The organism is Zobellella denitrificans, assembly GCF_002407485.1.
Lineage (GTDB): Bacteria > Pseudomonadota > Gammaproteobacteria > Enterobacterales > Aeromonadaceae > Oceanimonas > Oceanimonas denitrificans.
Genome location: NZ_CP012621.1, coordinates 4023262 through 4048022, shown reverse-complemented (window position 1 = coordinate 4048022; position 24761 = coordinate 4023262). Strand labels below are relative to the sequence as shown.

The window sequence follows — 24761 nt, the reverse complement described above, 5'->3', positions numbered from 1 at the left end:
ACATCCCTGTATCGCTCGGCACATGCCGTCCATGGCATGTGACGGTCGGCGGAGCCGTTCCCTTTGTCCGCCTGCTCTGACATCAGTGCTGTCTGCTTGAGACAACCTAAAGCTTTCGCTTCCATCTATGGTCTTCTTATGAAAGGCGGCTTAACCCACCCGCAACATTGTTCACAATAATGTATTGATCAATGTCGGTCCTCCTGCTCTAATTCTCGCCGTTCCCTTTTCCTGTGCAGGAGTGTCCTCGATGGCGCTGTTGTCCGCGATGCTGGCCGGTATCAGCCAGATCTATTTTGTGAATCACCTCCTGGCCGGGCTGCTGATGCTGCTGGCGGTGGCCTGGGTCTCGCCCTGGATGGCGCTGCTGATGGTGCTGGCGGTGGCGGCGGCCACCCTGCTGGCCTGCTGGCGGCGCTGGGAGCCGGCGGCCTGGCGGGACGGCCTGTTCGGTTTCAACGCCGCCCTGGTGGGGCTGGCCATCGGCCTGTTCGCGCCACCCGGCCCGGCCTGGCTGGCGCTGGCGATCCTGGGTGGTGCCCTGAGCGCCGCCATTTACGCCGGACTGCGCCGGCTGGCCGGCATTCCCTGGTATACGCTGCCCTTCAACCTGCTGGTGCTGCCGGCCCTCTATCTGTACGGCAGCCGGCTGATCGAGGTGCCAGAGGGGCACCAGTTCGCGTTGTCGGCGGTGGGCCAGGTGGTGTTTCTGCCCGACAGCTTCTCTGCCCTGCTGATCTGCGCCGCCCTCTTGCTGGCGGGGGCCGGCCTGCTGGCCTGGGCGGTGATCGGCGGCGTACTGGCCAGCCTGGTCGCCTGGGGCCTGGGCGTCGGTACCGATGTCATTACCTTCGGCCTGGCCGGCTACAACGGGGTGCTGGCTGCCATCGGCCTGTACTGGCACCGGCTGCCGGTGGCCTGGATACTGGCGGGCGTCACGGCCGCCGGGCTGATGAGCGGCCTGATGCTGCGGCTGGGGCTGCCCATGCTGACCCTGCCCTTCGTGCTCAGTTGCTGGCTGTGCCTGGCGCTGCGCCGCGGTATCTGTTATCAGGGTAATAAACGCATTCAAGACAGGGAGAAAACATGAAACTGGGATTTATCGGCATCGGTCTGATGGGCCAGCCCATGACGCAACGGCTGTTGCAGGCGGGGTTCGAGGTGCGGGTGTGGAACCGCAGCCCGGACAAGCTGGCGGCGGTGAAGGCGGCCGGCGCCATCGAGGCGGCCAGCATCGCCGAACTGGTGGAGCAGGTGGATCTGGTGCTGCTGTGCCTGGCCAACACCGCGGTGGTGGAAGAGGTGGTGTTCGGCGCCGGCGGCGTGGCCGGCCACGGCCGGGCCGGCCAGCTGCTGGTGGACTTTTCCAGTTCGGATCCGGAAGCGACCCGGGCCTATGCCGCCCGGCTGCAGGCCGCCTGTGGCATGGGTTGGGTGGATTCGCCGGTATCCGGTGGTGTGGCCGGGGCCGAGGCCGGCACCCTGGCCATCATGTGCGGCGGTGAGGCGGTGGACATAGAGCGCATTCGCCCGGTGCTCGCGCCTCTGTCCCTGCGGGTCACCCACATGGGACCGGTCGGCGCCGGGCAGGTCACCAAGGTATGCAACCAGATGATAGTGGGCTGCAACCTGATGGTGCTGGCGGAGATGATGGCGCTGGCCAAGGCCTGCGGCGTGGCGGCGGACAGGATCCCCGAGGCCCTGGCCGGCGGCTTCGCCGACTCCAAACCCATGCAGCTCACCGGCCCGCTGATGGCGGCGGAGTCGGATCCGGATCCCAAGTGGCATGTGCGCACCCTGCTCAAGGATCTGGACATGGCGGTGGCCCAGAGCCAGCGCGCCGGCAGCGCCACCCCCATGTCCGGGCTGGCCGCCCAGCTGATGCGCCAGCACGGCGGCCAGGGCTACCTGGAGCGGGATCCCGCCACCCTGATCCGGCTGTACAAGCCGTAATTAAAAAGGGAGCCGCGATGGCTCCCTTTCTGGTTCAGGCCGGCGGCCGGTTCACAGCGCCAGGCTGTGGCGGTAGTAGTCGTTGGCCTTGGCCAGGTCCTTGCGCTTTTCCGCCAAGCCGGCCAGCAGCACGTAGTCGCGGGCGCTGGGCTTGAGCGCCACCGCCTGTTGCAGGTGCTCTTCGGCCTCCTTGGGCTTGTTGTCCTTCAGGTACAGCTGGCCCAGGGCGGAGTGCAGCTCGGGCAGGCTTTCCTTCTTCGCCTTTTTCTCCAGGGTGCTGAGCAGCGGATGGTAGTCGCCCAGCTGCAGCCGGGTCAGGCAGGCCAGCAACTGGGGATCCGTCTGCTTGTCGAGCCCCTCCAGCAGCAGCTGCTGGGCTTCCTTGTGGGCCTTGAGCCCGATCAGCCGGTCGCACAGGGGGGCCAGCAGGTCGGCGCGGTACTTGTCCTTGCGCGGCAGTTCCTGCCACAGGGCGATCAATCCCTCGCTGCCGTCGCGTTTGGCGGTGCTGTCGAACCAGCCGGCGTAGGCCTGCTGCTGCAGCGCCTGTTTGTCGTCGGCGTCGAGCAGGCCCTTGCCGGACAGCGCATCCAGGGTGGCCAGCAGCCGTTGCCATTCGCCGGTGACCTGGTAGACGTCCTTCTGCAGCTTGAGGATGGCCGGCTGGGCACCGTACTCCTTCTCCAGTTGCTGGACGCCGGCCAGGGCCTGCTCGTACTGGCCCTGCTGGTACTGCAGCCGGGCCTGGGTGATGCCCACCGCCAGGCCGGCGCCGGGGCTCTGCTCCTGGGCCTGCCGCAGGTAGTCGTCGCGCTTTGCTTCAAGGCCCTGGGCCTGGGCGGCGGTGGCGGCGTTCAGGTAGTTGAGCAGCGCCAGATCGTTGCCCTTGGTGCCCTTGACCAGCATCTTCTCGGCGGTGGCGTAGTCCTCCGCCACCAGCGCCTGCATGCCGCTCTGGGTGTAGCTCAGCGCCTTGCGCCGGCGACGGCCCATAAACCAGCCGCGGGTGCGGTGGCTCAGGCCGAAGACGCGGCCCAGCAGCCATTCGAGGAACAGCAGCAGCAGGTAGAACAGCACCGCCGCCACCAGGAAGACGGTGACCGTGGTTTCGATGGTGTAATTGCCGGCGGCCACCAGCACATAGCCCTGGCGGCCGGTGAGATCCGGCCCTATCACCAGGCCGGCCACCAGCATGGCGACGATAATGGCAAGACGTATCATGGTCACCCCCTTACAGGCCGGTCAGCAGGCGTTGCAGCCGGTCGTCCAGCAACTGCTGCAGGCGATCCTGGGCGGTGAACTGCTCGGGATAATCCACATCGATCTGCTGGCCGCTGAGTTGCTCTATCTGCTCCAGCATGAACTGGCGCACGCTGTCGTCGGCGAAATAGTCCTGCAGCCACTGGCGGGACTGGGCCAGGGCGCTGTCGTACACTTCCTGCTGCTCGCGATAGACCGCCAGCTGGGCCTGCAGCAGCTTGCCCTTGAGGTTTTCGCTCAGGTACCAGTGCTGCTGGGGCGACAGCAGGGCTTCGACGTTGCCGTCACGGCGGCGCACCGTCACGAAGTTGTCGCTGAAGCTGGCCCAGCTCTTCTTCAGGTTTTCCTGCCAGTCACCGATATCGCCGGACAGGGTGAAGTCCGGCTCCTCGGCCCGGGCCATGATCACCCCGGCGAGCTGGAGCCGGTCGACCTGCTCGTTGATGTTGTTGAGTTTGATCACCAGGCCTTCCCGGTCGACCTTCTGCACCGACTTGATGCCGGCGATGTCTTCCGCCAGGGCCTGGCGGATGGGGATCAGGGAGGGATCGTTGAGGGCTGCCAGACGCTCGTCGGCATTGGCCAGCATCATGGCCGCGGCCACCACGTCCTGCTCCAGCCACATCTTGCGGCCGGCCATGCGCACCAGGTATTCGGCTTCCGCCAGCATCCAGTCGTTGGGCCGCTTGCTGTCCAGATCCAGCACCTTGCGCGACAGGCCGTCGAGCTGCTCGGCGGTGGTGTTCTGGCTGTTGAGGAGATCTTTGAGCCTGGCCTCCTGCTCGGTCCGGGCGGCCTGCAGGGCGCCTTGCTGCTGGGCCAGTTCCGCCTGCAGCCGGTTCAGCTGCTCGGCCTGGGCCACCGCCTGGTTATGGCCGTGCCAGTACAGGCCGGCGGTGAGTCCCAGGGCCAGGACGATGGCGGCGATGGCCAGGCCCTTGGCGGAGGAGGTGTTTGCCTTGGCGGGTGGCTGGGTGGCTGCTGCGTCTGCCTTGGCGGATCCCGCCGCCGCTGTGGTGTCGGCCTGGACGGGGTCGGCCGCCGTGGTGCCGGTCAGGGTGTTTTCTTGGTTGTCTTTATTGTCTGTCATTCCGTTTCCTCTCATCCAGGGCGGCGATCAGCGCCTGGCTGGATGCAGCTTCTGCATTAATGACCCGAGTGAACCCCAGCTCCCTGGCGCTGTCCGCCACCCGGATACTGGGCACAATCAATAAACGGCTTAGCAGCCAGTCCTTTGCATGGGGGCTCGCCAGCTGGAAAACATGCCTGAGCAAGCCACCGCTGGTGACGATAATACTGTCGACCCCCGCGCTCTGCCAGTTTTTAACCAGGCTGCCGCCCGGGTCGGGGCGATAGTGGCGGCGGTAGACCTCGCAGTAGTCCACCCGGGCACCGCGCCCGGCCAGGGTGGGGGCAATCAGGTGGCGGCCGCCGTCGCCGCGCAGGATCAGCACCCGGTGCCCCTCGAGCCGTTGCAGCCCGGGCAGGGAGATGATGCCTTCGGAGCGGGGATCCTCGGGCACGGCGGCGTGCGCCACGCCCACGGCAGCCAGGGCCCGGCCGGTGGCTTCGCCCACGGCCACGTAGCCGCAGGCCGGCCAGGCCAGACCCAGCCGTTTCAGCGCATTATCGGCGAAAGTCACCGCCGGTACGCTGACCGCTATCACATAATCCCCTTGGCCGAGGGTGGCGAGTTGCTCCGGGAGCAGAGCCAGCTCGGCCCCTTCGTCGAAGCTCAGCAGCGGGCAGGCCAGGGGCCGGTGGCCTGCCTCGGCCAGGGCCTGGCACAGGGCCTGGTTCTGGGGCTCGGGGCGCACCACCAGCGGCGTCATGAGTGGTACACCTCGTCCAGTATCTTGTCGGCGCCGCGGGCCAGCAGCCGCTTGGCCAGCTCGGCGCCCAGGGCTTCACCCTGGCTGGCCAGGCCGGTGATCTCGTCGAAGATGATCTGGCTGCCGTCGGGGCGGCCGACCAGGCCGCGCAGCCAGAGCTTGTCTCCTTCCAGCTCGGCGTAGGACCCGATAGGCACCTGGCAGCCGCCCTGCAGGCCCTGGTTCATGGCTCGCTCCGCGACCACCCGCAGCCGGGTGGGGGCATGGTCGAGTGGCGCCAGCAGGGCGAGCAGTTCGGGGTCGTCCAGCCGGCACTCGATGCCCACGGCACCCTGGCCGTTGGCGGGCAGGCTCTCGTCCGGGCTCAGCAGGCAGGCGATGCGCGCTTCCAGCTCCAGCCGCTTGAGGCCGGCGGCGGCGAGGATGATGGCGTCGTATTCGCCCTCATCCAGCTTGCGCAGCCGGGTCTGCACGTTGCCGCGCAGGGTCTTGACCACCAGGTCCGGGCGACGGGCGCGGATCTGGCACTCGCGGCGCAGGCTGGCGGTGCCGACCACGGCGCCGGCGGGCAGCTGGTCCAGGCTCTGGTACTGGTTGGAAACAAAGGCGTCGCGCGGATCTTCCCGCTCGCAGATCACGGTCAGGCCCAGGCCCTCGGGAAATTCCACCGGCACATCCTTCATCGAGTGCACGGCGATGTCGGCCCGGCCGTCCAGCATGGCCTGCTCCAGTTCCTTGATGAACAGGCCCTTGCCGCCGATCTTGGACAGGGGAGTATCGAGCAGCACATCACCCTGGGTGGTCATGGGCACCAGCTCGACAGTGACATCGGGGTGCAACTGCTCCAGCCGGTCCTTGACGTGATTGGCCTGCCACAGGGCCAGCAGGCTCTTGCGGGTGGCGATGCGGATGATGCGGTTTGCCATTTGAATCTCTTCCTTTGTCCATCAATGGGTCGATACTATCATTCCTGCCGGCGTATTTCAGGGAAGAAAGCTGCGTAGTCAGGATGTTGCGAAAATGTGTCATGGCAGATATTGTTCATTTACTGGCTAATTGTTACCATGATCACACTTTTGACCTGTCCCGGGTCTGTGTCGGTCCAACGAAGGCCTGTACCTTGCACGCGAATTTTCACCGGCTCGTCGAGCGATGTGACCAGTTTAACCAGCAGAAGCAGGCTCGCGCCCTGGCGGTGATGAGTCGTTACGGCCAGCAGGTATTCCAGTTGCTGCCGGTGCTGTTGCACTACCATCACCCCCTGTTGCCGGGTTACCTGCCCGGGGACGTGCCCGCGGGTGTCTGCCACTTCCGCCCCAACGAACGCCAGCAGGAGTTCATCGACGAATTGTGCCAGGCGGCCAACGGTCACCAGGGGCTGCAGCACGGCAAGAACGAGATCTTCGGCCTCTATTCCATGGGCAGCACCTCGTCCATCGGCCAGTGCCGCCATTCCGACCTGGACGTCTGGGTCTGCTACTCCCACCAGATGGCCCCGGAGCGGGTCGAGCTGCTGCAGCAGAAGTGCCTGCTGATCTCCAAATGGGCGGAGCAGCGCCAGGTGGAGCTTAACCTGTTCCTGATCCCCGACAACAAGTTCCGTACCGACAACCAGCAGTGGGTGCAGGGCGAGAGTTGCGGCAGCGCCCAGCACCTGCTGCTGCTGGACGAGTTCTATCGCAGCAACCTGCGCATCGCCGGCAAACGGCTGGTGTGGATGTTCGCCCCCGGCAAGCTGGGACCCAAGTACGATCAGTTCGTGGCCGAGCAGTTTGCCAACGGCACCCTCAACACCGACGAATGGCTGGATCTGGGCGGTTTCGCCCGCATACCGGCGGAAGAGTACTTCGGCTCGGCCCTGTGGCAGCTGTACAAGGGCATCGACTCGCCCTACAAGGCGGTGCTCAAAACGGTACTGATGGAAGCCTATTCCCACGAGTACCCGGATACCCAGCTGCTGTGCCGCCACCTCAAGGGACACTTCCAGTCATCAGAGGTGCTGGACGAGTACCAGGATCACTACATGCTGATGCTGGAAAAGGTGACCGGCTATCTCAAGTCCATCGGCGATGAGAAGCGGCTCGATCTGGTGCGGCGCTGTTTCTACCTCAAGGTGTCGGAAGGGCTGCACCGCACCCACGGCAACGATGCCCAGTACGCCTGGCGGCGGAAGTTGATCAACCGGCTGGTGGCGGCCTGGGGCTGGCCGGCGGACAAGCTGGCCCGGCTCGATGACCGGGCCCACTGGAAGGTGGAAGAGGTCAAGGCCGCCTACGGCGAGCTGCTCGAAGCCCTGATGCAGAGCTACCGCAACCTGATCCAGTTCGCCCGGCGCAACAACATCAGCGAGTGCATCAACCCGGAAGACATTGGCATACTGTCGCGCAAGCTCTACGCCGCCTTCGAGAACCTGCCGGGCAAGGTGCAGCTGATCAACCTCAAGATTGCCCCGGATCTGAGCGAGCCGGACATCAGCCTGGTGCAGGTGCCGGAAGGCCGGGTCAACCCCGCCGGCTGGTACCTGTACAAGTGCGGCCTGGCCCCGGGGGACATCATCGGCCGCAGCCCGCTCGAGTACAGCGGCTATGTCGGCAAGCTGGTGGCCTGGGCCCATTTCAACGGCCTGCTGGTGCCCAGCACCCGGCTGCACCTGTTCAACCAGAACACCGATCTGACCCGGCGTCATCTGCAGGAATTCTGCGGCGATCTGGCGCGCATCTTCCCGGTGCGGACCCCGGCGCCGACCAACCTGGCCCTGAGCCGGCCCTGCGAGGTGCGCAACCTGGGCATCTTCCTCAACCTTGAAACCGACCCCACCGCCCGCTGGCGCAACAGGGCCATCGAGTTCAGCGCCAAGACCAGCGATCCCTTCAGTTTCGGCCATCAGCTGGAGAACCTGGTGGGCTCGGTGGATCTGATCTACCGCAACTCCTGGGACGAGATCCGCACCCTGCACTTCAGCGGGCCCACCGCCGTGGTGGAGGCGCTGACCACCATCCTCGGCAAGATGCATCAGGACGCCAACGCGCCCGAGAGCCTGGACGTGCACTGCTACAGCCTGAACTTCCGCAGCCTGATCCGCACCCGTTTCGAGCAACTGGTGAAGGAATGCATCGGCCTGCGCCTGGCGCGCGCCCAGGGCAGCACCATCAAGACCCTGGTGCTGGGCGGCGACAAGTACGGCATCTTTTTCGAACGGCGCGGGGTCAGCGTGCAGAAGATGGAAAACGCGGTGGACTTCTACCGCCAGCTGTCCAGCCAGAAGCAGTCCCGCCACGCCCTGCGCCTGGATCAGCAGGACGACAAGGCGGTGCCGGACATAGTGGATGCCTACGCCAGCGAAGGCCTGATGCAGTTCTTTTTCGAGGACGCCGGCGACGGCTACAACCTCTACATCCTGGACGAGGCCAACCGGGTCGAGGTGTATCGCCAGGTGTCGGGCAGCAAGGACGAACTGGTGCAGAGCATCAACCGCTTCTACACCTCCCATCACGAGCACGGGGTGGGGCAGAGCCATTTCGCCAACTTCAACCTGCCCCAGTACTATGAAATCGTGGCCGCCGACGGCCAGCCCCGGGTACTGCCCTATCGCACCGTCAAGGACGATCCCCGGGCCTGTTTGGGTTAAAGCACGAGTTCGGCGCCGCCCTGGCGTTTGGCCTGCAGGCTGACCCAGGCCAGCAGCTCGTGGCCCTGGCGGTTGTCGATCCACTGGCCGTCCCGGTAGGCGAAATGATGGCCGTTTTCCCGGGTGGCCAGCCAGATCTGGTGCAGCGGCTCCTGGCGGTTGATCACGAACTTGATCCCGTTTTCGAAGGTGAGGGTCATGACCCCGCCCACGGTCTCGCATTCGATGTCCTCGCCACTCTGGTCGATGCACTCCTCGATATGCTGGTAAATGGCGTCCGCCAAGGCGTGGAATTCACTGTCGTTCATTGCCCGCTTCCTATTGCTTTTGAGAATCTGAATGCGATTATAAGAGCCCTAAACCATATTCACAGTCATACGATGAACAAATTCAAGCTGACCGCGCTGGTCGCCCTGGCCCTGAGCCTGGCGGGTTGTGGCCTCAAGGGCCCGCTGACCCTGCCCGAGGCCGGCCAGGAACCCACTCAGGTTGAGCAGTCGTAAAGGAAACTACCTTGGATTACTTTAATTATCAGGACGATGGCCGCCTCTACGGCGAGGCCTGCGATCTCACCCGCCTGGCCGAACAGCACGGCACCCCCCTCTACGTCTATTCCCGCGCCACCCTGGAGCGCCACTGGAAGGCCTTCGACCAGGCCGCCGGCGAGGTGGACCACCTGATCTGCTACGCGGTCAAGGCCAATTCCAACCTGGCGGTGCTGAACGTGCTGGCGCGGCTGGGTTCGGGCTTCGATATCGTCTCCAAGGGTGAACTGTGCCGGGTGATCGCCGCCGGCGGCGATCCGCGCAAGGTGGTGTTTTCCGGCGTGGGCAAGCGGGTCGACGAAATCCGCTTCGCCCTGGAGCAGCAGATCTTCTGCTTCAACGTGGAATCGGTGGCCGAACTGGAGCGCATCAACAGCGTGGCGGGCGAGATGGGCGTCAAGGCACCGGTGTCCATCCGGGTCAACCCGGACATCGACGCCGGCACCCATCCCTATATCTCCACCGGCCTGAAAGAGAACAAGTTCGGCATTCCCATCGAGCAGGCCAGGGACATCTACCGCCAGGCGGCGGCCCTGCCCCACCTCGCGGTCAACGGCGTGGACTGCCATATCGGCTCCCAGCTGACCGAGCTGGCGCCCTTCCTCGAGGCGGTGGACAAGCTGCTGGTGCTGATCGACGGCCTGGCCGAGGACGGCATCCACATCCATCACCTGGACGTGGGTGGCGGCCTGGGCGTGCGCTACGACCAGGAAGCGCCGCCCGAGCCCAGCCGCTACGCCGAGCAGCTCAAGGCCCGCCTGCAGGACCGCAACCTGACCCTGGTATTCGAGCCGGGCCGCGCCATCGCCGCCAACGCTGGCGTGCTGCTGACCCGGGTGGAGCACCTCAAGCCGGGCGAGGCCAAGAATTTCGCCATCGTCGACGCCGCCATGAACGACCTGATCCGCCCGGCCCTGTACAGCGCCTGGCAGGCCATCATACCTGTGGATTCCACCCTGCAGCGGGAGCCGGCGGTCTACGACGTGGTGGGCCCGGTGTGCGAAACCGGCGACTTTATCGGCAAGGACCGTACCCTGGCCATCACCGAGGGCGACCTGCTGGCGGTGCGTTCCGCCGGCGCCTATGGTTTTGTGATGGCCTCCAACTACAACAGCCGGCCCCGGGCCGCCGAGGTGATGGTGGACGGGGACCAGGCCTATGTGGTGCGCGAGCGGGAACAACTGACCGAGCTGTGGCGGGGCGAGAGCCTGCTGCCCGGCGCATAAGAGGTAAGCGTGATCCACTTTTCCAAAATGCAGGGGCTCGGCAACGACTTTATGGTGGTCGATGGCGTCACCCAGAAGGTGTTCTTCAATCCCGAGGTGATCCGCCAGCTCGCCGATCGCCATTTCGGCATCGGCTTCGACCAGCTGCTGCTGGTGGAGCCACCCTATGATCCCGAGCTCGATTTCCACTACCGCATCTTCAATGCCGACGGCTCCGAGGTGGAGCAGTGCGGCAACGGCGCCCGCTGCTTCGCCCGTTTCGTGCGGCTCAAGGGGCTGACCAACAAGGACAGGATCAACGTCAGCACCCAGAAGGGCAACATAGTGCTGCAGCTGGAGAAGGACAACCAGGTCACCGTCAACATGGGGGTGCCCGACTTCGAGCCGGCCAATATTCCGTTCAAGGCCCAGAAGGCGGAGAAGACCTACTTGATCCGCACCCAGGACCAGACGGTGCTGTGCGGCACCGTGTCCATGGGCAACCCCCACTGCGTGCTGGAAGTGGACGACATCGGCACCGAGCTGGTGGCCAGCCTGGGCCCCGAGCTGGAAAGCCATGAGCGCTTCCCGGCCCGGGTCAACGTCGGCTTTATGCAGGTGCTCAACGCCCGGGAGATCAACCTGCGGGTGTACGAGCGCGGCGCCGGCGAGACCCTGGCCTGCGGCACCGGCGCCTGCGCGGCGGCGGTGACCGGCATGAGCTGGGGCAAACTGGCGGAGCGGGTGCAGGTGCACCTGCCCGGCGGCAGCCTCACCATCGCCTGGAAGGGACCGGGCAAGCCGGTGTACATGACGGGCCCGGCGGAACACGTCTTCGACGGACAGATCAACCTATGACCGACAGAACCCGACTGGCCGAGGCCAACCTGGATGAAAGCCGTATCGCCGATTACCTGGCCGCCCGGCCGGATTTCTTTCTGCGCCAGCGGGGCCTGCTGGAGCAGTTGCGCCTGCCCCACGAGCAACGCGGCAGCGTCTCCCTGGTGGAGGCCAAGCTGGAGCGCCAGCGCCAGCGCATCCACGCCCTGGAGGAGGAGATCACCCAGCTGATGACGGTGGCCGGGGAGAACGAGCGCATCTTCCGGGTGTACCTGGATCTCTATCCGCGCCTGTTCGAGTGCGGCGACCTGGCCGAGCTCGAACAGTGCATGGGGCGCACCCTGCGGGAGCAGCTGCGGGTGTCGGCGGTGCGGCTGGTACCGGACGCCCGCTGGCGCGACCTGCCCCGAGCCCTGCCCGGCGAGCAGCTGGAGCGGCTGTACCGGGAGCGGATGGCGGGCCAGGACGTCTATCTGGGCCGGCTCGGTAAGGACGAGAAGCAGCGGCTGTTCGGCGATGCCCTGGTCAACTCCTGTGCCCTGATCCGCCTGGGCCGGGCAGGGGAGATGGGACTGCTGGCCTTCGGCAGCGGCGACAGCGGCCACTACCGGTCGGGCATGGACACCCTGATCATCCGCCAGCTCGCCGACTTCCTCGCCCTGTTGCTGCCCCGGCTGGTGGCCGATGGCCAGCCCTGAGCCGACCCGGCCGGCCGCGCCTGAGCCGGCCGCGGCCATCGCCGACTTCCTCGAATACCTGCGGGTAGAGCGCCAGCTGAGCGCCCACACCCGCGACGGCTACGGCCGCCACCTGTACGCCATGGCCGGCCAGCTGGTCGAGCTGCACCTTGGCCAATGGCGGGTGCTGACCGTGTCCCATGTGCGTGGCCTCGCCACCCGCCTGCACAAGCAGGGGCTGTCGCCCCGCTCCATCGCCACCCAGCTCAGCGCCCTGCGCAGCTTCTGCGACTGGCTGGTGCTGCAGGGCGTATTGTCCGCCAATCCCGCCAAGGGGGTCAGCGCCCCCAAGCAGGGCCGGCCCCTGCCCAAGAACCTGGACGTGGACGAGCTGCACCAGTTGATGAACCTCGACGAGTCCGACCCCCTGGCGGTGCGGGACAGGGCCATCATGGAGTTGCTGTATTCCTCCGGCCTGCGCCTGGACGAGCTGGTCGGCCTGAACCTGGGCGACGTGCAGTTTGCCGAACGCCAGCTGCGGGTGATCGGCAAGGGCAACAAGGAGCGTATCCTGCCGGTGGGGCGGATGGCGCTGGACTGGCTGGAGAAGTGGCTGGCGGTGCGCAATGAGCTGGCCGGACCGGACGAGCCGGCGCTGTTCGTGAGCCAGCAGCGGCGGCGCATTTCCCATCGCAGCGTGCAGCTGCGCTTGGCCAAGCGCGGACAACAGCAGGCGCTGTCGAGCCATGTGCATCCTCACAAGCTGCGCCATTCCTTCGCCACCCATATGCTGGAGTCCAGCGGCGACCTGCGCGCGGTGCAGGAACTGCTGGGCCATGCGGATCTCGCCACCACCCAGATCTATACCCATCTCGACTTCCAGCACCTGGCCAAGGCCTACGACCAGGCCCATCCCAGGGCCAAACGGCGCAAGGAAGAGGAATAGCCGCCCCAATTTCCAGGACTCGTCCCCGGTTTTTTGGTTAGAATCCCCTCACTGCCCTTTACCCGGAATCCAGGATGCGCTTTTACAAACGACTCGGCCCCGTCAAGGTACTCAGCTTCGATCTGGACGACACCCTGTACGACAACGTGCCGGTGATGGCGGCGGCGGAAGCCTGGCTGCTCGACGCCCTGAAGCAGGATCACCCCGAGTCGACCCTGCTCGGCAAGGAGCAACTGGCCGCGATCAAGCGGCAACTGCTGCAGGAGCGGCCCGCACTGGCCCACGATGTGAGCGCCTGCCGGCGGGCGGTGCTGACCGAGGGCCTGCTCCGCCAGGGCGTGGCCGGGGACAGGGCAGAGATGCTGGCCGAGGAGTATTACCAGGGTTTTCTGGCCGAACGCGGCAAAATACGGGTGCCCGAGGTGACCCACAGGGTGCTCTCCACCCTGGGCCGGCGCCACCGGCTGGCGGTGATCACCAACGGCAACCTGCCGCTGGAGCGCACCGAGCTGGCGCCCTATTTCGAGGTGGTGCTCAGGGCCGGGCCCGACGGCCGGATGAAGCCGGCGCCGGACCTGTTCCTGACCCTGGCCGAACGGCTGGGGGTGGCGCCGTCCGAGATCCTGCATATCGGCGACCATATCAACACCGACGTGGCCGGCGCCGTACGCAGTGGCTGCCAGGCGGTGTGGCTCAACGACAACGGCCGCAGCGAAGCGGATCTGCACTGTCTGCCCCAGGTGGCCCTGGAGCGGTTGGAGCAGCTGCTGGAGCTGTTATAATCGCCGCCATACTGTAAATATTCCCAGGAGATGTGATGGATGTATCCAGCCTGCTTGACGGCATGAACGACAAGCAACGCGAGGCGGTGGCCGCCCCTTCCCAGAACATGCTGGTGCTGGCCGGGGCTGGCAGCGGCAAGACCCGGGTGCTGGTGCATCGCATCGCCTGGCTGATGCAGGTGGAGCAGGTGCCGGCCTCCGCCATCCTGGCGGTGACCTTCACCAACAAGGCGGCCGCCGAGATGCGCGGCCGGGTGGAGCAACTGCTGGGCGGGCGGCTGTTCGGGCTCTGGCTCGGCACCTTCCACGGCCTGGCCCACCGGCTGCTGCGCGCCCACCACCTGGACGCCAACCTGCCCCAGGACTTCCAGATCCTCGACTCGGACGATCAGCTGCGGCTGCTGCGCCGCGTCCTCAAGAGCCTGAACCTGGACGAAAAACAGTGGCCGCCGCGCCAGGCCGCCGGCTTTATCAACGCCCGCAAGGATGAAGGCCTGCGCCCGGGCGACATCCAGGTGCTCAACGATCCGCTGCAGAAGACCTACCGCCAGATCTACCAGGTCTATCAGGACACCTGCGACCGGGCCGGGTTGGTGGACTTCGCCGAGCTGCTGCTGCGCGCCCACGAACTGTGGCTGCACAAGCCGCACATATTGCAGCACTACCAGGACCGCTTCCGCCATATCCTGGTGGACGAGTTCCAGGACACCAACAGCATCCAGTACGCCTGGCTGCGGATGCTGGCCGGCGACCGCGCCCGGGTGATGATAGTGGGCGACGACGACCAGTCCATCTACGGCTGGCGCGGGGCGCGGGTGGAGAACATCGCCCGCTTCCTGGCCGACTTTCCCGGTGCCGAGACCGTTCGCCTGGAGCAGAACTACCGCTCCACCGGCACCATCCTCAAGGCCGCCAACACCCTGATCGCCAACAACGCCGAGCGCATGGGCAAGGAGCTGTGGACCGAGGGCGCCGAGGGCGAGCCCATCGCCATCTACAGCGCCTTCAACGAGGTGGACGAGGCTCGCTTCGTGGTGGAGCGCATCAAGCAGTGGCGCCAGCAGGACGGAAGCTTAAGCGAAACCGCCATCCTCTACCGTAACAACGCCCAGTCGCGGGTGCTGGAAGAGGCGCTGATCCAGGAGCGCCTGCCTTACCGCATCTACGGCGGCCTGCGCTTCTTCGAGCGCCAGGAGATCAAGGACGCCCTCGGCTACCTGCGCCTCATCAACAACAGGGGCGACGAGGCCTCCTTCGAGCGCATCGTCAACACCCCCACCCGCGGCATCGGCGAACGCACCCTGGGGTTGATCCGCGACGCCGCCCGGGACCGCCAGCAGACCCTGTGGCAGTCGGCCTGGGCGCTGGTGGAGGAAAAAATCCTTACCGGCCGGGCCGCCTCGGCGGTGAGCCGCTTCCTGGCGCTGATCAACCAGCTGGAGGACGATACCCGGGAGCTGCCGCTGCACCTGCAGACCGACCGGGTGATCGAGCTGTCCGGGCTCAAGGCCATGTACCTGGCGGAAAAGGGCGAGAAGGCCCAGTCCCGGGTGGAGAACCTGGAGGAGCTGGTCAGCGCCACCCGCCAGTTCAGTCCGGCGGAGGAGGACGAGATGTCGCCGCTGTCGGCCTTTTTGTCCCACGCGGCGCTGGAGGCGGGCGAGGGCCAGGCGGATCAGTTCGATGACGCGGTGCAGCTGATGACGCTGCACTCGGCCAAGGGCCTGGAGTTCCCGCTGGTGTTCATGGTGGGGCTGGAGGAGGGCATGTTCCCCAGCCAGCTGTCGGCGGAGGAGAGCCGCCGGCTGGAGGAGGAGCGCCGGCTGGCCTACGTGGGCATGACCCGGGCCATGCACAAGCTCTATATCAGCCATGCGGAGAGCCGCCGCCTCTACGGCCGGGAGATGTTCCACCGGCCCAGCCGCTTTATCAAGGAGCTGCCCGCCGACTGCCTGGAGGAGATCCGGCTCAAGGCGAAAGTCACCCGGGCCCTGCCCAACGGCCGCTTCAGCCAGGACCGGGTGCAGGAGACCTTCGACCAGACCGGCTTCCGCCTGGGCCAGCGGGTGCTGCACCCCAAGTTCGGCGAGGGGGTGGTGCTCAACTTCGAGGGCGCCGGTGCCCAGAGCCGGGTGCAGGTCAACTTCGACGACGGCGGCAGCAAATGGCTGGTCACCGCCTATGCCAGGCTGGAAGCGGTCTGAGTTTGATGTCGATCAGCGTCGGGAGCCGGCGGCCATGGTACAACAGCGCCGTTTGTTCAATCCGGAGACCGAGATGACCCACGCCCATGACTTGCTGCACGCCCTGCTGGCCCACGCCCGGCCGGTGCCCGCCGCCGATATCCACGCCTTCGCGGCCGAACGCTTCGGCGAAGCGGCCCGTTTCTGCACCTGCTCCCACCAGGATCTGAGCCTGGACGAATTGCTGCCCATCATGCAGGCCAAGGGCAAGCTGGTGCTGACCGAGCAGGGCTGGCAGCTCAACTTCGCCGAAGTCTGCGCACACTGACCCTTTCGGGCCGGCGTTTGGCCGGCCCGCCCTAGCTTCTCGCCAATTCACCCACCACCAGCCAGAGGATGGAGCCGGCCACGCCGCAAAACAGCAGGCCGCACAGGGCGTTGACCGGCCGGCTCCAGGCCAGCAGCCGGGCCTGCACCTTAAGCGACGACAGCCACCAGGCCAGGGCCAGGAACCACAGCAGGCTGAGCAGGAACAGCTCCAGCACCAGCAGGCCCCGGGTCAGCCAGCCCACCTCGGGCCCGACCAGGGCGGCGAGCAGGCCGATAAAGAACACCAGCGCCTTGGGGTTGAGCAGATTGGTGCTGAAGCCGGCCCAGAAGCCCCGTTCCGGCAGCCCGGACGCAGCGGTGAGCCTGTTCGCTGCCGGTGTCAGGGATGCCTTAAGCGCGCCCCAGCCCAGCCAGCCGAGGTAGGCGGCGCCGGCCAGTCGCACCAGGCTGAACAGCAGCGGCTGGCCCTGGATCAGCAGGCTGATGCCGGTGAGGCTGAGCAGGCTGTGCACCAGTATGCCGGCGGCGATCCCGCTGGCCGCGCCCAGGGCGGCCCGGCGCCGGGCCGAGAAGCGCAGCATCAGCGCCAGGTCCGGCCCCGGGCTGGCCAGCGCCACCAGGTGAATGAATCCTATGGTGAGAAGAAGGGAGGTGTCCATGTGCGGCTCCGGTGAGATGATGCTCACAGCCTAGGGTGCTGGCGGGCCGCCGGCTTGTAACTTATTGCATCTGGGCGCGGAAGCGGGCCGGGGTGATGCGGTAGGCGGCCACGAAGGCGCGGTGGAAGTGGGCCTGATCGAAAAAGCCCACCGCCAGGGCGGTGTCGGCGACGGCGCGGCCCCGGGCCAGCTGTTTCTTGGCGGCTTCCAGCCGCAGCCGCCGGAGGTAGGCGTGGGGTGTCATGCCCACGGCCGCCTTGAACCGGCGCAAAAACTGGAAGCGCGAGAGACCGGCGTCGGCGGCGAGTTGCTCCAGGGGGTGGGGCTGGTCCAGCCCGGCCAGCAGCCGGTCGCGCAGCCGGCCGAGGGCGGCGGCCTCCAGCGGTCGTTGCTCCCGATAGGGGAAGAAGTCGGACAACAGGGCCAGCAGCTGGCTTTCGGCCTCCTCCGGGGCCAGCGCCCCTTGTTCCAGTTGCCGGTGCAGCGCCAGGCTCTGCCGGTAGAGCCGGGGCTGGTGCAGCAGGGGCCGGCCGAAGAAGGGCGGGGCCTGCTCCAGCTCCTCGGCCAGGGTGGCCATCAGCTCCGGGGCGAGGGAAAATACCCGTACCCGAAAGCCCAGCTCGCCGAAGCAGCTGCCGTCGTGGGCGATGTCCGGGTTGAGCAGCGACAACTGGCCCGGCGCCAGCGGCGCCGAGCTGCCCTGGTGGATGAAGTTCTGCGCCCCCAGCTCGACCAGGCCGAGATGGTAGTCGAGGTGGACATGGCGGCCGTAGCGAAAGGCCACATGATCCGCCAGGCACAGTTCCAGGCCGTCCAGGCCCGGGTATTTCCAGTATTTGACGTCGCTCATCCCGTTATTTTAGCGGCTCGGGGCCGCCGCTGTTTTGTAAAAGATTGCGCCGCCGCTGGCGCAGGCCGTCCAGGGTGTAGATCACCAGGGCGGTCCAGATCAGGGCGAAGGTGATCACCTTGTCCCGGGTGAAGGGCTCGTTGTAGAGCAGCACCGCCAGCAGGAACATCAGGCTGGGCCCCAGGTACTGGAAGAAGCCGAGGGTGGACAGCCTAAGCCGCCGGGCGGCGCCGGCGAACAGCAGCAGCGGCGCCGTGGTGACCAGGCCGGCGGAGATCAGCCAGAGGTTGAGGCTGAGCGGGTTCTCGCCCAGGTGGCTGGTGGCGGTGTCGGCAAAGCCCCACAGGTAGAGGGCGGCGGCGGGCAGCAGCACCAGGGTTTCCAGCATCAGGCCGGTAAAGGGATCCACCGGCACCTGCTTGCGGATCAGCCCATAAAGCCCGAAGGACAGCGCCAGCACCAGCGCCACCCAGGGCAGGCTGCCGAACACCAGCACCTGGATGAGCACGCCGGTGCTCGCCAGGCCCACCGCCAGCCACTGCAGGGGACGGAAGCGCTCGCCCAGGAACAGCATGGCCAGCACTATGTTGAACAGCGGGTTGATGTAATAACCCAGGCTGGCATCCAGCATATGGTCGTTGTTGACCGCCCAGATAAACACCAGCCAGTTGAGGCCGATGGTGACCGACGACAGCAGCAGCATCAGCAACTGGCGCGGCGCGCGCAATATGGCCCTGACCCGGGGCCAGTACCCGAGGGCGCTGATCAGCGCCAGCAGCAGCAGGAAGGACCAGATCACCCTGTGGGTGAGGATCTCGAAGGCCGGCACCGCCATCAACTGCTTGAAGTAGAGGGGGGCGATGCCCCACAGGAAATAGGCGCCGAGGGCGAACAGGGCACCCTGGGCGGCTTGGTCTTTTGCCATGGTCAAAAATCGGGTGATAGGATGGAAAACCAGTTTAGCCACAGGATGGGCCGCCTGGCCAGTAGCAAATGTAACTGGTTGGTACTTTCACGCCGGTGATTCAGCCCACCAGGAAGGTGCCGGTGCCAAAGGCGACATGCTCGCCCTGTTCGTTGTGCCGTTCCATGAGGGCCACGGCCAAGCTTGCGGGCAATGGCTTTTATAATGAATCTGGATCTGTTGCACCGGCCATGTCGCTGTATTGTTAACCCGGGCAAGCGCGGTTTATTGTTGCCGCCCCCTGCTTTACAATGCCCGCTTCCTTTCAGCTAGCGGATGCCCATGACTGCCTCGCCCGACCCCTCCGATGCCATCGCCATTCCCGACAGCCCGCTGGCGGTACTGCAGCAGGTGTTCGGCTACCAGTCCTTCCGCGACGGCCAGCAGGAGATTATCGAGGCGGTGATCGCCGGGCGCGATGCCCTGGTGATCAAGCCCACCGGCGGCGGCAAGTCGATCTGCTACCAGATCCCCGCCCTGCTGCGCCCGGGCCTCACCGTGGTGGTGTCGCCGCTGATCTCGCTGATGAAGGATCAGGTGGATACTCTGGTCGCCAACGGCGTGGCCGCCGTCTATATCAACAGTGCGCTGAGCCGGGAGGAGATGCTGCGCCACTTCGCCGCCCTGCGCCGGGGCGAGATCAAGCTGCTCTACGTATCGCCGGAGCGGCTGTTGCAGCACGAGTTCATGGAGCGGCTGGGGGAACTGGATCTCGGCCTGTTTGCCATCGACGAGGCCCACTGCATCTCCCAGTGGGGCCACGACTTCAGGCCCGAGTACGCCGAGCTGGGCCGGCTCAAGCAGTGGTTTCCCCATATTCCGGTGATGGCGCTCACCGCCACCGCCGACGAGGCCACCCGCCGGGACATGCTGGGCCGGCTCGACCTGACCGACCCCCTCATTCATATCGCCAGCTTCGATCGGCCCAATATCCGCTACACCCTGGTGGAAAAATTCAAGGGCATCGACCAGTTGCTGCGCTACGTGGCCGAGCAGAGCGGCCAGTGCGGTATCGTCTACTGCTCCAGCCGCAAGCGGGTGGAGGAGGTGGCCGAGCGGCTGCTGGCCCGGGGCCACCGGGCCGCCAGCTACCACGCCGGCCTGCCGCTGGAACTGCGCCAGTCGGTGCAGGAGCGCTTTATCCGCGACGATCTGGACATTGTCGTGGCCACCGTCGCCTTCGGCATGGGCATCGACAAGCCCAACGTGCGTTACGTGGTGCACTACGACATCCCCAAGAACATCGAGTCCTACTACCAGGAAACCGGCCGGGGCGGACGCGACGGCCTGCCGGCGGAAGCCCTGCTGCTGTACGATCCGGGCGATGTGGGCCGGGTACGGCGGCTGCTGGAAAACAGCGACAACGAGCAGCAGCTGCAGGTGGAGCTGTACAAGCTCAACGTCATGGCCGCCTTCGCCGAGTCGCTCACCTGCCGGCGCCAGGTGCTGCTCAACTACTTCGGCGAGTACCAGCGCGAGCCCTGCGGCAACTGCGATATCTGCCTGGATCCGCCCAAGCGCTACGACGGCACCGAGGACGCCCAGAAGGCGCTGTCCTGTGTCTACCGGGTCGGTCAGGGCTTCGGCGTCATGTACGTGGTGGAGGTGCTGCGCGGTGCGGCCACCCAGCGCATCCGCGATCACGGCCACGACCGGCTGTCCACCTACGGCATCGGCAAGGACAAGAGCCAGGAGCACTGGGTCAGCGTGCTGCGCCAGCTGATCCACTCGGGTTTGCTCACCCAGAACATCACCCGCAACATGGTGCTGCAGCTGACCGAGGCGGCCCGGCCGGTGCTGCGCGGCGAGGTGCGACTGGAACTGGCGGAACCCCGGCTGGCGCGGGTGCGTCAAAAGGACAAGGGCGAAAGCGGACTGAGCCGGGCCGAGGACAGGGCCTTGTTCAAGGAACTGCGGCAGCTGCGCAAGCAACTGGCGGAGGAAGCGGACGTGCCGCCCTATGTGGTGTTCAGCGACGCCACCCTCACCGAGCTGGCCCGCTATCGGCCCAAGACCGAAGCGGAGCTGCTGGGCATCAACGGGGTGGGCATGCGCAAGCTGGAGCGTTTCGGGGCGGCCTTCCTGGCGCTGTTGCGCCGGCAGGCTTGAGCAGTAACGGTGTTAAGGTCCGCGTAAACGCGGACCCGGCAGGCGTTACAGGCCGGCGTAGTAGGCGGCCAGATCCTCGATGTCCTGGTCGGACAGCGGCTTGGCCATGGGGGCCATCACGGGGTCGTTGCGCTCGCCGTCACGGAAGGCTTTCAGCTGCTTGACGGTGTAGGCGGCTTTCTGGCCGGCCAGGTTGGGGTAGATGTCCATGGCGGAAATCCCTTCGGCGCCGTGGCAGGCGGCACAAACGGCGGACTTGGCCTTGCCCGCTTCCGCATCACCGGCGGCAAAGGCAGGAGCACCGATCAAGGCCATCAGGGCGGCGGCTGTCATCAATTTCTTCATCATTGAACTCCGTTATTGTTGGTAGACGAATTGCTTCCGAGCTCCTTTACTGAGCCGAAGCAGTATAAGGTAAGCCAAGGTGAAAAATAAAACACGGCCGACGGCGGCAGGGTGAAAATGTGATATTAAGCAATCAATATGCAACTTTTGACTGGGCCGGCAGCCGGGTCGAACCGACGCCGCTGCAAGCACCCCGGCTGTTGCTGGTGAATTACCCCCTGGCCGAGGCGCTGGGCATGGCCTTGTCCGATCAGCAGTGGCTGGAGGTCACCAGCGGTACCCGGCTGCTGCCGGACATGGCGCCCTTCGCCCAGGTCTATGCCGGCCACCAGTTCGGCGGCTACAGCCCCCGGCTGGGAGACGGCCGTGCCCTGTTGCTGGGCGAGGTGGTGGCGCCCGACGGCCAGCGCTGGGATCTGCACCTCAAGGGGGCGGGCAAGACCCCCTATTCCCGCTTCGGTGATGGCCGGGCGGTGCTGCGTTCCTCCCTGCGCGAATACCTGGCCTCCGAGGCCTTGCATCACCTGGGCATCCCCACCACCCGGGCGCTGTGCCTGGTGGGCAGTGAAGAGCCGGTGTACCGGGAGCAGGTGGAGCCGGGGGCCGCCGTGCTGCGCGTGGCCCAGAGCCACCTGCGCTTCGGCCACTTCGAGTATTTCTATTACAGCGGCGAGGCGGAGCGCATTCCCGCCCTGCTCGACTACCTGATCCAGACCCAGTGGCCGGATCTGAGCCAGGACCAGGCCGGCTACGCCGCCCTGTTCGAGCGGGTGGTGCAGCGTACCGCCACCCTTATTGCCCGGTGGCAGGCGGTGGGCTTCTGCCACGGGGTGATGAATACCGACAACATGTCGATGCTGGGCCTGACCCTGGACTACGGCCCCTACGGTTTCCTCGACGGCTACAATCCCGGCCATATCTGCAACCATTCGGATCATGCGGGCCGCTATGCCTACGATCAGCAGCCCACGGTGGGCTACTGGAACCTGCAGCGGCTGGCCCAGGCGTTGTCGGGGCTGGTGCCGGTGGAGTCGCTGCGCCAGGCCCTGGACGGCTATGAATATGCGCTGTTGTCCAGTTTCTCCGAAGCGATGCGACAGAAACTGGGGCTGGCGGCCTGGGAAGACGAGGATCCCGCCCTGTTCCGGGACATGTTCAATCTGATGGCGGCCCAGCAGGTGGACTACAGCTGCTGGTTCCGCCGGCTGGCGCTGCTGGCGCCGGAAGGGCCGGTTCCCGAGCCGTTGCTCGCCCTGCTGAGCGATGCCGGCGCCTGGGACGACTGGTTCGGCCGCTACCAGGCCCGGCTGGCCCGGGAAGGCCGGGACCACGGCGACAAGGTCGCGCAGATGAACGCGGTCAACCCCAAGTACGTGCTGCGCAACCACCTGGCCCAGCAGGCCATCGAGCGGGCCGAGCGGGGCGACATGAGCGAGGCGGCGCTGCTGCTGCAGGTGCTGTCCCGGCCCTTCGACGAGCAGCCCGAATTCGATTACTACGCCGCCCCGGCCCCCGAGTGGGCCGGACAGATTTGTGTTTCCTGCAGTTCCTGATCATGAAGACATTGACCACCGACATTAGCCTGACCATGGAAAACTTTCCCGACTGGGCCGAGCGCCTGGTGCGGGAGCTGGAGCTCGACCTCGTCGAGCGGGAGGAGGGCGCCGATTACCACCAGTGGCTGGTGGCCTTTGAAGGCAGCCGGCTGCTGCTGTGTTTTCAGCACTACGCGGATGCCGCCTGGCTGCAGCCGCTGGGCGAGCAGGACCAGGAGGCGGCCGACTGGCTGACGGCACAGTGGAACCGGAGCCTTTCCCGTTAGGGAGATTTATCTTTAAATAAAGACAAATTTCCCGCCAGCGATTAAAATGGCGCCGCTTCGCATTCCGGTGCTTAAAAACAAGGCGGTTGTCAATTCACGGCGCGGCCTTATACTGCGGCCTGTCCAACCCGCACCGGGATGGGTTCCCTTACCCCATTGAACAAAAAGGTGAAAAAGTGATTTCTCCCGCTCAATACCAGACGGCGCTGATCCGGCTGTCGCTGTTCCACGTCGCCATCATCGCCGCCAGCAACTACCTGGTGCAGCTGCCCTTTACCCTGTTCGGCTTCCATACCACCTGGGGCGCGCTCAGCTTTCCCTTCATCTACCTGGCCACGGATCTGACGGTACGCATCTTCGGCGCCGGCATGGCCCGGCGCATCATCTTCTACGTGATGCTGCCGGCCCTGGCCACCTCCTATGTGCTGTCGGTGCTGTTCTTCGAGGCCCGCTACCAGGGCCTGGCGGCCCTGTCCGAGTTCAACCTGTTCGTGGCCCGCATCGCCCTGGCCAGCTTTATGGCCTATGTGCTGGGCCAGATCATGGACGTGTCGGTGTTCAACCGGCTGCGCCGGATCAAGGCCTGGTGGGTGGCGCCCACCTGCTCCACCATCTTCGGCAACCTGGTGGATACCCTGGCCTTCTTCAGCCTGGCCTTCTACCGTTCGCCGGATCCCTTTATGGCGGAGCACTGGGTGGAGATCGCCCTGGTCGACTACCTGTTCAAGCTGGTGTTCAGCCTGGCCCTGTTCGTGCCGGCTTACGGCCTGCTGCTCAAATACCTGAGCCGCAAGTTCCTGGGCGAGCAGGAGCCCCGGGTGCAAACCGGCTACTGAGGGCGGCACGGCAAGAACGGGCTCCGGTGACCATCACCGGAGCCCGTTTTATTTGCGGAAAAGCGGAAAAAAGATTTGCAATCACAAATGATAACGATTATCGTTAACTCGCTTTCCGAAGATGACTTCCACTTCTGCTAGGTGTAGGTGAAGACAGCTTGCGAAGGCACGACATTGCTCACATTGCTTCCAGAGTTTTCGGGCCGGCTTTATGCCGGCCCTTTTTTTACATCTCCAGCAGCCGCTTCACCAGCTTGCCGATGCCGGTATCCGCTTCGGCGATGTTCTCGGCCAGCATGTAGGCGGGGGTGGAGATCACCTTGTAGTGGCTGTCTTCCACCACGTCGGTCACGGCACAGCCGATGTGCTCGCCGCCCATGGCGGAGAAGGCCCCGGCCGTGCCCGGATCCGTGCCTATGGTGCCCTTGACCCCGGCCGGGTAGGCGTGGGGGATCAGGACGGGGGCGATGCAGCAGTAGCCGGCGGGCTTGCGGGTGGTGGCGAAGGCCTTGCAGGCGGCCAGCACCTGCGGATCCACCCTGGCCTCGGCACCCTTGAAGGCGAAGTCGCACAGGTTCTTGGCGACACCGAAGCCGCCGGGCAGCAGCAGGGCATCGAAGTCGTCGGCCTTCAGCTCGGACAGGGGCTTGATCTGGCCCCGGGCGATGCGGGCGGCTTCCTCCAGCACGTTGCGGCTGCCGGCCTGGGTTTCGCCGGTGAGGTGGTTCACCACATGATGCTGGGGCTTGTCGGGGGCGAAGCACTGGTAGCGGGCGCCGTGCCGGGACAGGTGCAGCAGGCACAGTACCGCTTCGTGGATTTCCGCTCCGTCATAGACGCCGCAGCCGCTCAAGATAACGGCAACTTTTTTCATATGGCTCTCCTTTTCGGCTTTTGAAATTTGTGATCTGGCTCGGATCGATCCGCTGGAACTATGCTAGCATTAATTCCGGTCAACAATTGTGCAGATCCTCCCCGCTGCCAATTTTCCACAT

The 24761-nt window shown here is 65.7% G+C and carries 25 protein-coding genes; 15 read left to right on the top strand and 10 right to left on the bottom strand.

What is annotated here, in order from left to right; genetic code table 11:
- Positions 1 to 250: 250 nt before the first annotated feature.
- Both AN401_RS19115 and AN401_RS19110 read left to right on the top strand, forming a co-directional pair.
- Positions 251 to 1090, top strand: a complete 840-nt coding sequence (locus AN401_RS19115; RefSeq protein WP_094040753.1) for an urea transporter — start codon at positions 251 to 253, stop codon at positions 1088 to 1090.
- Entirely contained in the window at positions 1087 to 1953 is an 867-nt protein-coding gene (locus tag AN401_RS19110) for an NAD(P)-dependent oxidoreductase (RefSeq protein ID WP_096780216.1), read from the top strand. The genes AN401_RS19115 and AN401_RS19110 overlap by 4 nt, the downstream gene beginning before the upstream one ends.
- Positions 1954 to 2004: 51 nt before the next feature.
- Here AN401_RS19110 and AN401_RS19105 read toward each other — a convergent pair whose 3' ends face one another.
- The 4 genes from AN401_RS19105 to hemC are packed head-to-tail and all read right to left on the bottom strand — an operon-like array spanning position 2005 to position 5971.
- Entirely contained in the window at positions 2005 to 3174 is a 1170-nt protein-coding gene (locus tag AN401_RS19105; RefSeq protein ID WP_096780215.1) for a heme biosynthesis HemY N-terminal domain-containing protein, read from the bottom strand.
- A 10-nt stretch (positions 3175 to 3184) separates the two neighbouring features.
- Positions 3185 to 4303 carry a uroporphyrinogen-III C-methyltransferase gene (locus AN401_RS19100; protein WP_094040756.1) on the bottom strand — a complete coding sequence of 373 codons (1119 nt, stop codon included), beginning with the start codon at positions 4301 to 4303 and terminating at the stop codon, positions 3185 to 3187.
- On the bottom strand, positions 4290 to 5045 hold the full coding sequence (locus tag AN401_RS19095) for a uroporphyrinogen-III synthase (protein ID WP_096780214.1): 756 nt from the start codon (positions 5043 to 5045) through the stop codon (positions 4290 to 4292). Before AN401_RS19095 ends, AN401_RS19100 begins: the two co-directional genes overlap by 14 nt.
- A complete protein-coding gene (hemC, locus tag AN401_RS19090; RefSeq protein ID WP_094039446.1) occupies positions 5042 to 5971 on the bottom strand; it encodes a hydroxymethylbilane synthase in 930 nt (309 codons plus the stop codon). Before hemC ends, AN401_RS19095 begins: the two co-directional genes overlap by 4 nt.
- Positions 5972 to 6165: 194 nt before the next feature.
- Between hemC and AN401_RS19085 the strand changes: the two genes are divergently transcribed.
- The gene (locus AN401_RS19085) at positions 6166 to 8673 is read left to right on the top strand and encodes a class I adenylate cyclase (protein WP_232513352.1); all 2508 of its coding nucleotides are present in this window, start codon (positions 6166 to 6168) and stop codon (positions 8671 to 8673) included.
- Here the strand turns inward: AN401_RS19085 and cyaY are convergent.
- Positions 8670 to 8981, bottom strand: a complete 312-nt coding sequence (gene cyaY / locus AN401_RS19080) for an iron donor protein CyaY (RefSeq protein ID WP_094039444.1) — start codon at positions 8979 to 8981, stop codon at positions 8670 to 8672. The genes AN401_RS19085 and cyaY overlap by 4 nt on opposite strands.
- 72 nt (positions 8982 to 9053) lie before the next feature.
- Between cyaY and lptM the strand changes: the two genes are divergently transcribed.
- From lptM to AN401_RS19045, 8 genes are all read left to right on the top strand, one after another.
- The gene (gene lptM / locus AN401_RS19910; protein ID WP_142995592.1) at positions 9054 to 9176 is read left to right on the top strand and encodes an LPS translocon maturation chaperone LptM; all 123 of its coding nucleotides are present in this window, start codon (positions 9054 to 9056) and stop codon (positions 9174 to 9176) included.
- Between the two features lie 11 nt (positions 9177 to 9187).
- Positions 9188 to 10444: a diaminopimelate decarboxylase gene (gene lysA / locus AN401_RS19075; protein ID WP_094039443.1), complete on the top strand. Its 1257-nt coding sequence runs from the start codon at positions 9188 to 9190 to the stop codon at positions 10442 to 10444.
- A 9-nt stretch (positions 10445 to 10453) separates the two neighbouring features.
- A complete protein-coding gene (gene dapF, locus AN401_RS19070; protein WP_332461898.1) occupies positions 10454 to 11281 on the top strand; it encodes a diaminopimelate epimerase in 828 nt (275 codons plus the stop codon).
- The gene (locus AN401_RS19065; protein WP_096780213.1) at positions 11278 to 11961 is read left to right on the top strand and encodes a DUF484 family protein; all 684 of its coding nucleotides are present in this window, start codon (positions 11278 to 11280) and stop codon (positions 11959 to 11961) included. Before dapF ends, AN401_RS19065 begins: the two co-directional genes overlap by 4 nt.
- The gene (gene xerC / locus AN401_RS19060) at positions 11948 to 12886 is read left to right on the top strand and encodes a tyrosine recombinase XerC (protein ID WP_096780212.1); all 939 of its coding nucleotides are present in this window, start codon (positions 11948 to 11950) and stop codon (positions 12884 to 12886) included. Before AN401_RS19065 ends, xerC begins: the two co-directional genes overlap by 14 nt.
- 74 nt (positions 12887 to 12960) lie before the next feature.
- Positions 12961 to 13668, top strand: coding sequence for an HAD-IA family hydrolase (locus AN401_RS19055; protein WP_094039440.1), 708 nt, complete (start codon positions 12961 to 12963; stop codon positions 13666 to 13668).
- A gap of 35 nt (positions 13669 to 13703) precedes the next feature.
- Positions 13704 to 15872, top strand: coding sequence for a DNA helicase II (gene uvrD, locus AN401_RS19050; RefSeq protein WP_096780211.1), 2169 nt, complete (start codon positions 13704 to 13706; stop codon positions 15870 to 15872).
- 34 nt (positions 15873 to 15906) lie between these two features.
- Positions 15907 to 16179, top strand: coding sequence for a YecH family metal-binding protein (locus AN401_RS19045; RefSeq protein ID WP_157772337.1), 273 nt, complete (start codon positions 15907 to 15909; stop codon positions 16177 to 16179).
- 31 nt (positions 16180 to 16210) lie between these two features.
- Here the strand turns inward: AN401_RS19045 and AN401_RS19040 are convergent, their stop codons facing one another.
- The 3 genes from AN401_RS19040 to rarD all read right to left on the bottom strand — a co-directional run bounded on the left by AN401_RS19040 (position 16211) and on the right by rarD (position 18615).
- Positions 16211 to 16840, bottom strand: a complete 630-nt coding sequence (locus AN401_RS19040) for a LysE family translocator (protein WP_096780210.1) — start codon at positions 16838 to 16840, stop codon at positions 16211 to 16213.
- Between the two features lie 61 nt (positions 16841 to 16901).
- Positions 16902 to 17690 (bottom strand): AraC family transcriptional regulator, encoded by a 789-nt coding sequence (locus AN401_RS19035; protein ID WP_096780209.1) that lies wholly within the window; start codon positions 17688 to 17690, stop codon positions 16902 to 16904.
- Positions 17691 to 17694: 4 nt separating this feature from the next.
- Entirely contained in the window at positions 17695 to 18615 is a 921-nt protein-coding gene (gene rarD / locus AN401_RS19030) for an EamA family transporter RarD (protein WP_094039435.1), read from the bottom strand.
- 321 nt (positions 18616 to 18936) lie between these two features.
- On the opposite strand from rarD, the gene recQ reads away from it, so the two are divergent.
- Complete coding sequence (recQ, locus tag AN401_RS19025) at positions 18937 to 20763, top strand: DNA helicase RecQ (RefSeq protein WP_096780208.1); 1827 nt, start codon at positions 18937 to 18939, stop codon at positions 20761 to 20763.
- A 45-nt stretch (positions 20764 to 20808) separates the two neighbouring features.
- Here the strand turns inward: recQ and AN401_RS19020 are convergent, their stop codons facing one another.
- Positions 20809 to 21108, bottom strand: a complete 300-nt coding sequence (locus tag AN401_RS19020; RefSeq protein WP_094039433.1) for a c-type cytochrome — start codon at positions 21106 to 21108, stop codon at positions 20809 to 20811.
- 119 nt (positions 21109 to 21227) lie between these two features.
- On the opposite strand from AN401_RS19020, the gene AN401_RS19015 reads away from it, so the two are divergent.
- The 3 genes from AN401_RS19015 (at position 21228) to AN401_RS19005 (ending at position 23766) form a co-directional block, all read left to right on the top strand.
- Positions 21228 to 22661: a protein adenylyltransferase SelO gene (locus AN401_RS19015; RefSeq protein WP_096780207.1), complete on the top strand. Its 1434-nt coding sequence runs from the start codon at positions 21228 to 21230 to the stop codon at positions 22659 to 22661.
- A gap of 2 nt (positions 22662 to 22663) precedes the next feature.
- On the top strand, positions 22664 to 22930 hold the full coding sequence (locus tag AN401_RS19010) for a DUF3630 family protein (protein ID WP_096780412.1): 267 nt from the start codon (positions 22664 to 22666) through the stop codon (positions 22928 to 22930).
- Positions 22931 to 23106: 176 nt separating this feature from the next.
- Entirely contained in the window at positions 23107 to 23766 is a 660-nt protein-coding gene (locus tag AN401_RS19005) for a 7-cyano-7-deazaguanine/7-aminomethyl-7-deazaguanine transporter (RefSeq protein ID WP_094039431.1), read from the top strand.
- 226 nt (positions 23767 to 23992) lie between these two features.
- Here AN401_RS19005 and elbB read toward each other — a convergent pair whose 3' ends face one another.
- Positions 23993 to 24640, bottom strand: coding sequence for an isoprenoid biosynthesis glyoxalase ElbB (elbB, locus tag AN401_RS19000; RefSeq protein ID WP_096780206.1), 648 nt, complete (start codon positions 24638 to 24640; stop codon positions 23993 to 23995).
- Positions 24641 to 24761: the final 121 nt, after the last annotated feature.

Bases quoted from the DNA above. Each gene is read 5' to 3' on its own strand.
- AN401_RS19035 (WP_096780209.1), bottom strand. From the start codon at position 17,690: ATGAGCGACGTCAAATACTGGAAATACCCGGGCCTGGACGGCCTGGAA.
- cyaY (WP_094039444.1), bottom strand. From the start codon at position 8,981: ATGAACGACAGTGAATTCCACGCCTTGGCGGACGCCATTTACCAGCAT.
- hemC (WP_094039446.1), bottom strand. From the start codon at position 5,971: ATGGCAAACCGCATCATCCGCATCGCCACCCGCAAGAGCCTGCTGGCC.
- AN401_RS19095 (WP_096780214.1), bottom strand. From the start codon at position 5,045: ATGACGCCGCTGGTGGTGCGCCCCGAGCCCCAGAACCAGGCCCTGTGC.
- AN401_RS19040 (WP_096780210.1), bottom strand. From the start codon at position 16,840: ATGGACACCTCCCTTCTTCTCACCATAGGATTCATTCACCTGGTGGCG.
- lptM (WP_142995592.1), top strand. From the start codon at position 9,054: ATGAACAAATTCAAGCTGACCGCGCTGGTCGCCCTGGCCCTGAGCCTG.
- elbB (WP_096780206.1), bottom strand. From the start codon at position 24,640: ATGAAAAAAGTTGCCGTTATCTTGAGCGGCTGCGGCGTCTATGACGGA.
- AN401_RS19020 (WP_094039433.1), bottom strand. From the start codon at position 21,108: ATGAAGAAATTGATGACAGCCGCCGCCCTGATGGCCTTGATCGGTGCT.
- AN401_RS19045 (WP_157772337.1), top strand. From the start codon at position 15,907: ATGGTACAACAGCGCCGTTTGTTCAATCCGGAGACCGAGATGACCCAC.
- uvrD (WP_096780211.1), top strand. From the start codon at position 13,704: ATGGATGTATCCAGCCTGCTTGACGGCATGAACGACAAGCAACGCGAG.
- AN401_RS19010 (WP_096780412.1), top strand. From the start codon at position 22,664: ATGAAGACATTGACCACCGACATTAGCCTGACCATGGAAAACTTTCCC.
- AN401_RS19105 (WP_096780215.1), bottom strand. From the start codon at position 3,174: ATGATACGTCTTGCCATTATCGTCGCCATGCTGGTGGCCGGCCTGGTG.
- AN401_RS19055 (WP_094039440.1), top strand. From the start codon at position 12,961: ATGCGCTTTTACAAACGACTCGGCCCCGTCAAGGTACTCAGCTTCGAT.
- recQ (WP_096780208.1), top strand. From the start codon at position 18,937: ATGACTGCCTCGCCCGACCCCTCCGATGCCATCGCCATTCCCGACAGC.
- xerC (WP_096780212.1), top strand. From the start codon at position 11,948: ATGGCCAGCCCTGAGCCGACCCGGCCGGCCGCGCCTGAGCCGGCCGCG.
- AN401_RS19115 (WP_094040753.1), top strand. From the start codon at position 251: ATGGCGCTGTTGTCCGCGATGCTGGCCGGTATCAGCCAGATCTATTTT.
- rarD (WP_094039435.1), bottom strand. From the start codon at position 18,615: ATGGCAAAAGACCAAGCCGCCCAGGGTGCCCTGTTCGCCCTCGGCGCC.
- AN401_RS19065 (WP_096780213.1), top strand. From the start codon at position 11,278: ATGACCGACAGAACCCGACTGGCCGAGGCCAACCTGGATGAAAGCCGT.
- AN401_RS19110 (WP_096780216.1), top strand. From the start codon at position 1,087: ATGAAACTGGGATTTATCGGCATCGGTCTGATGGGCCAGCCCATGACG.
- AN401_RS19100 (WP_094040756.1), bottom strand. From the start codon at position 4,303: ATGACAGACAATAAAGACAACCAAGAAAACACCCTGACCGGCACCACG.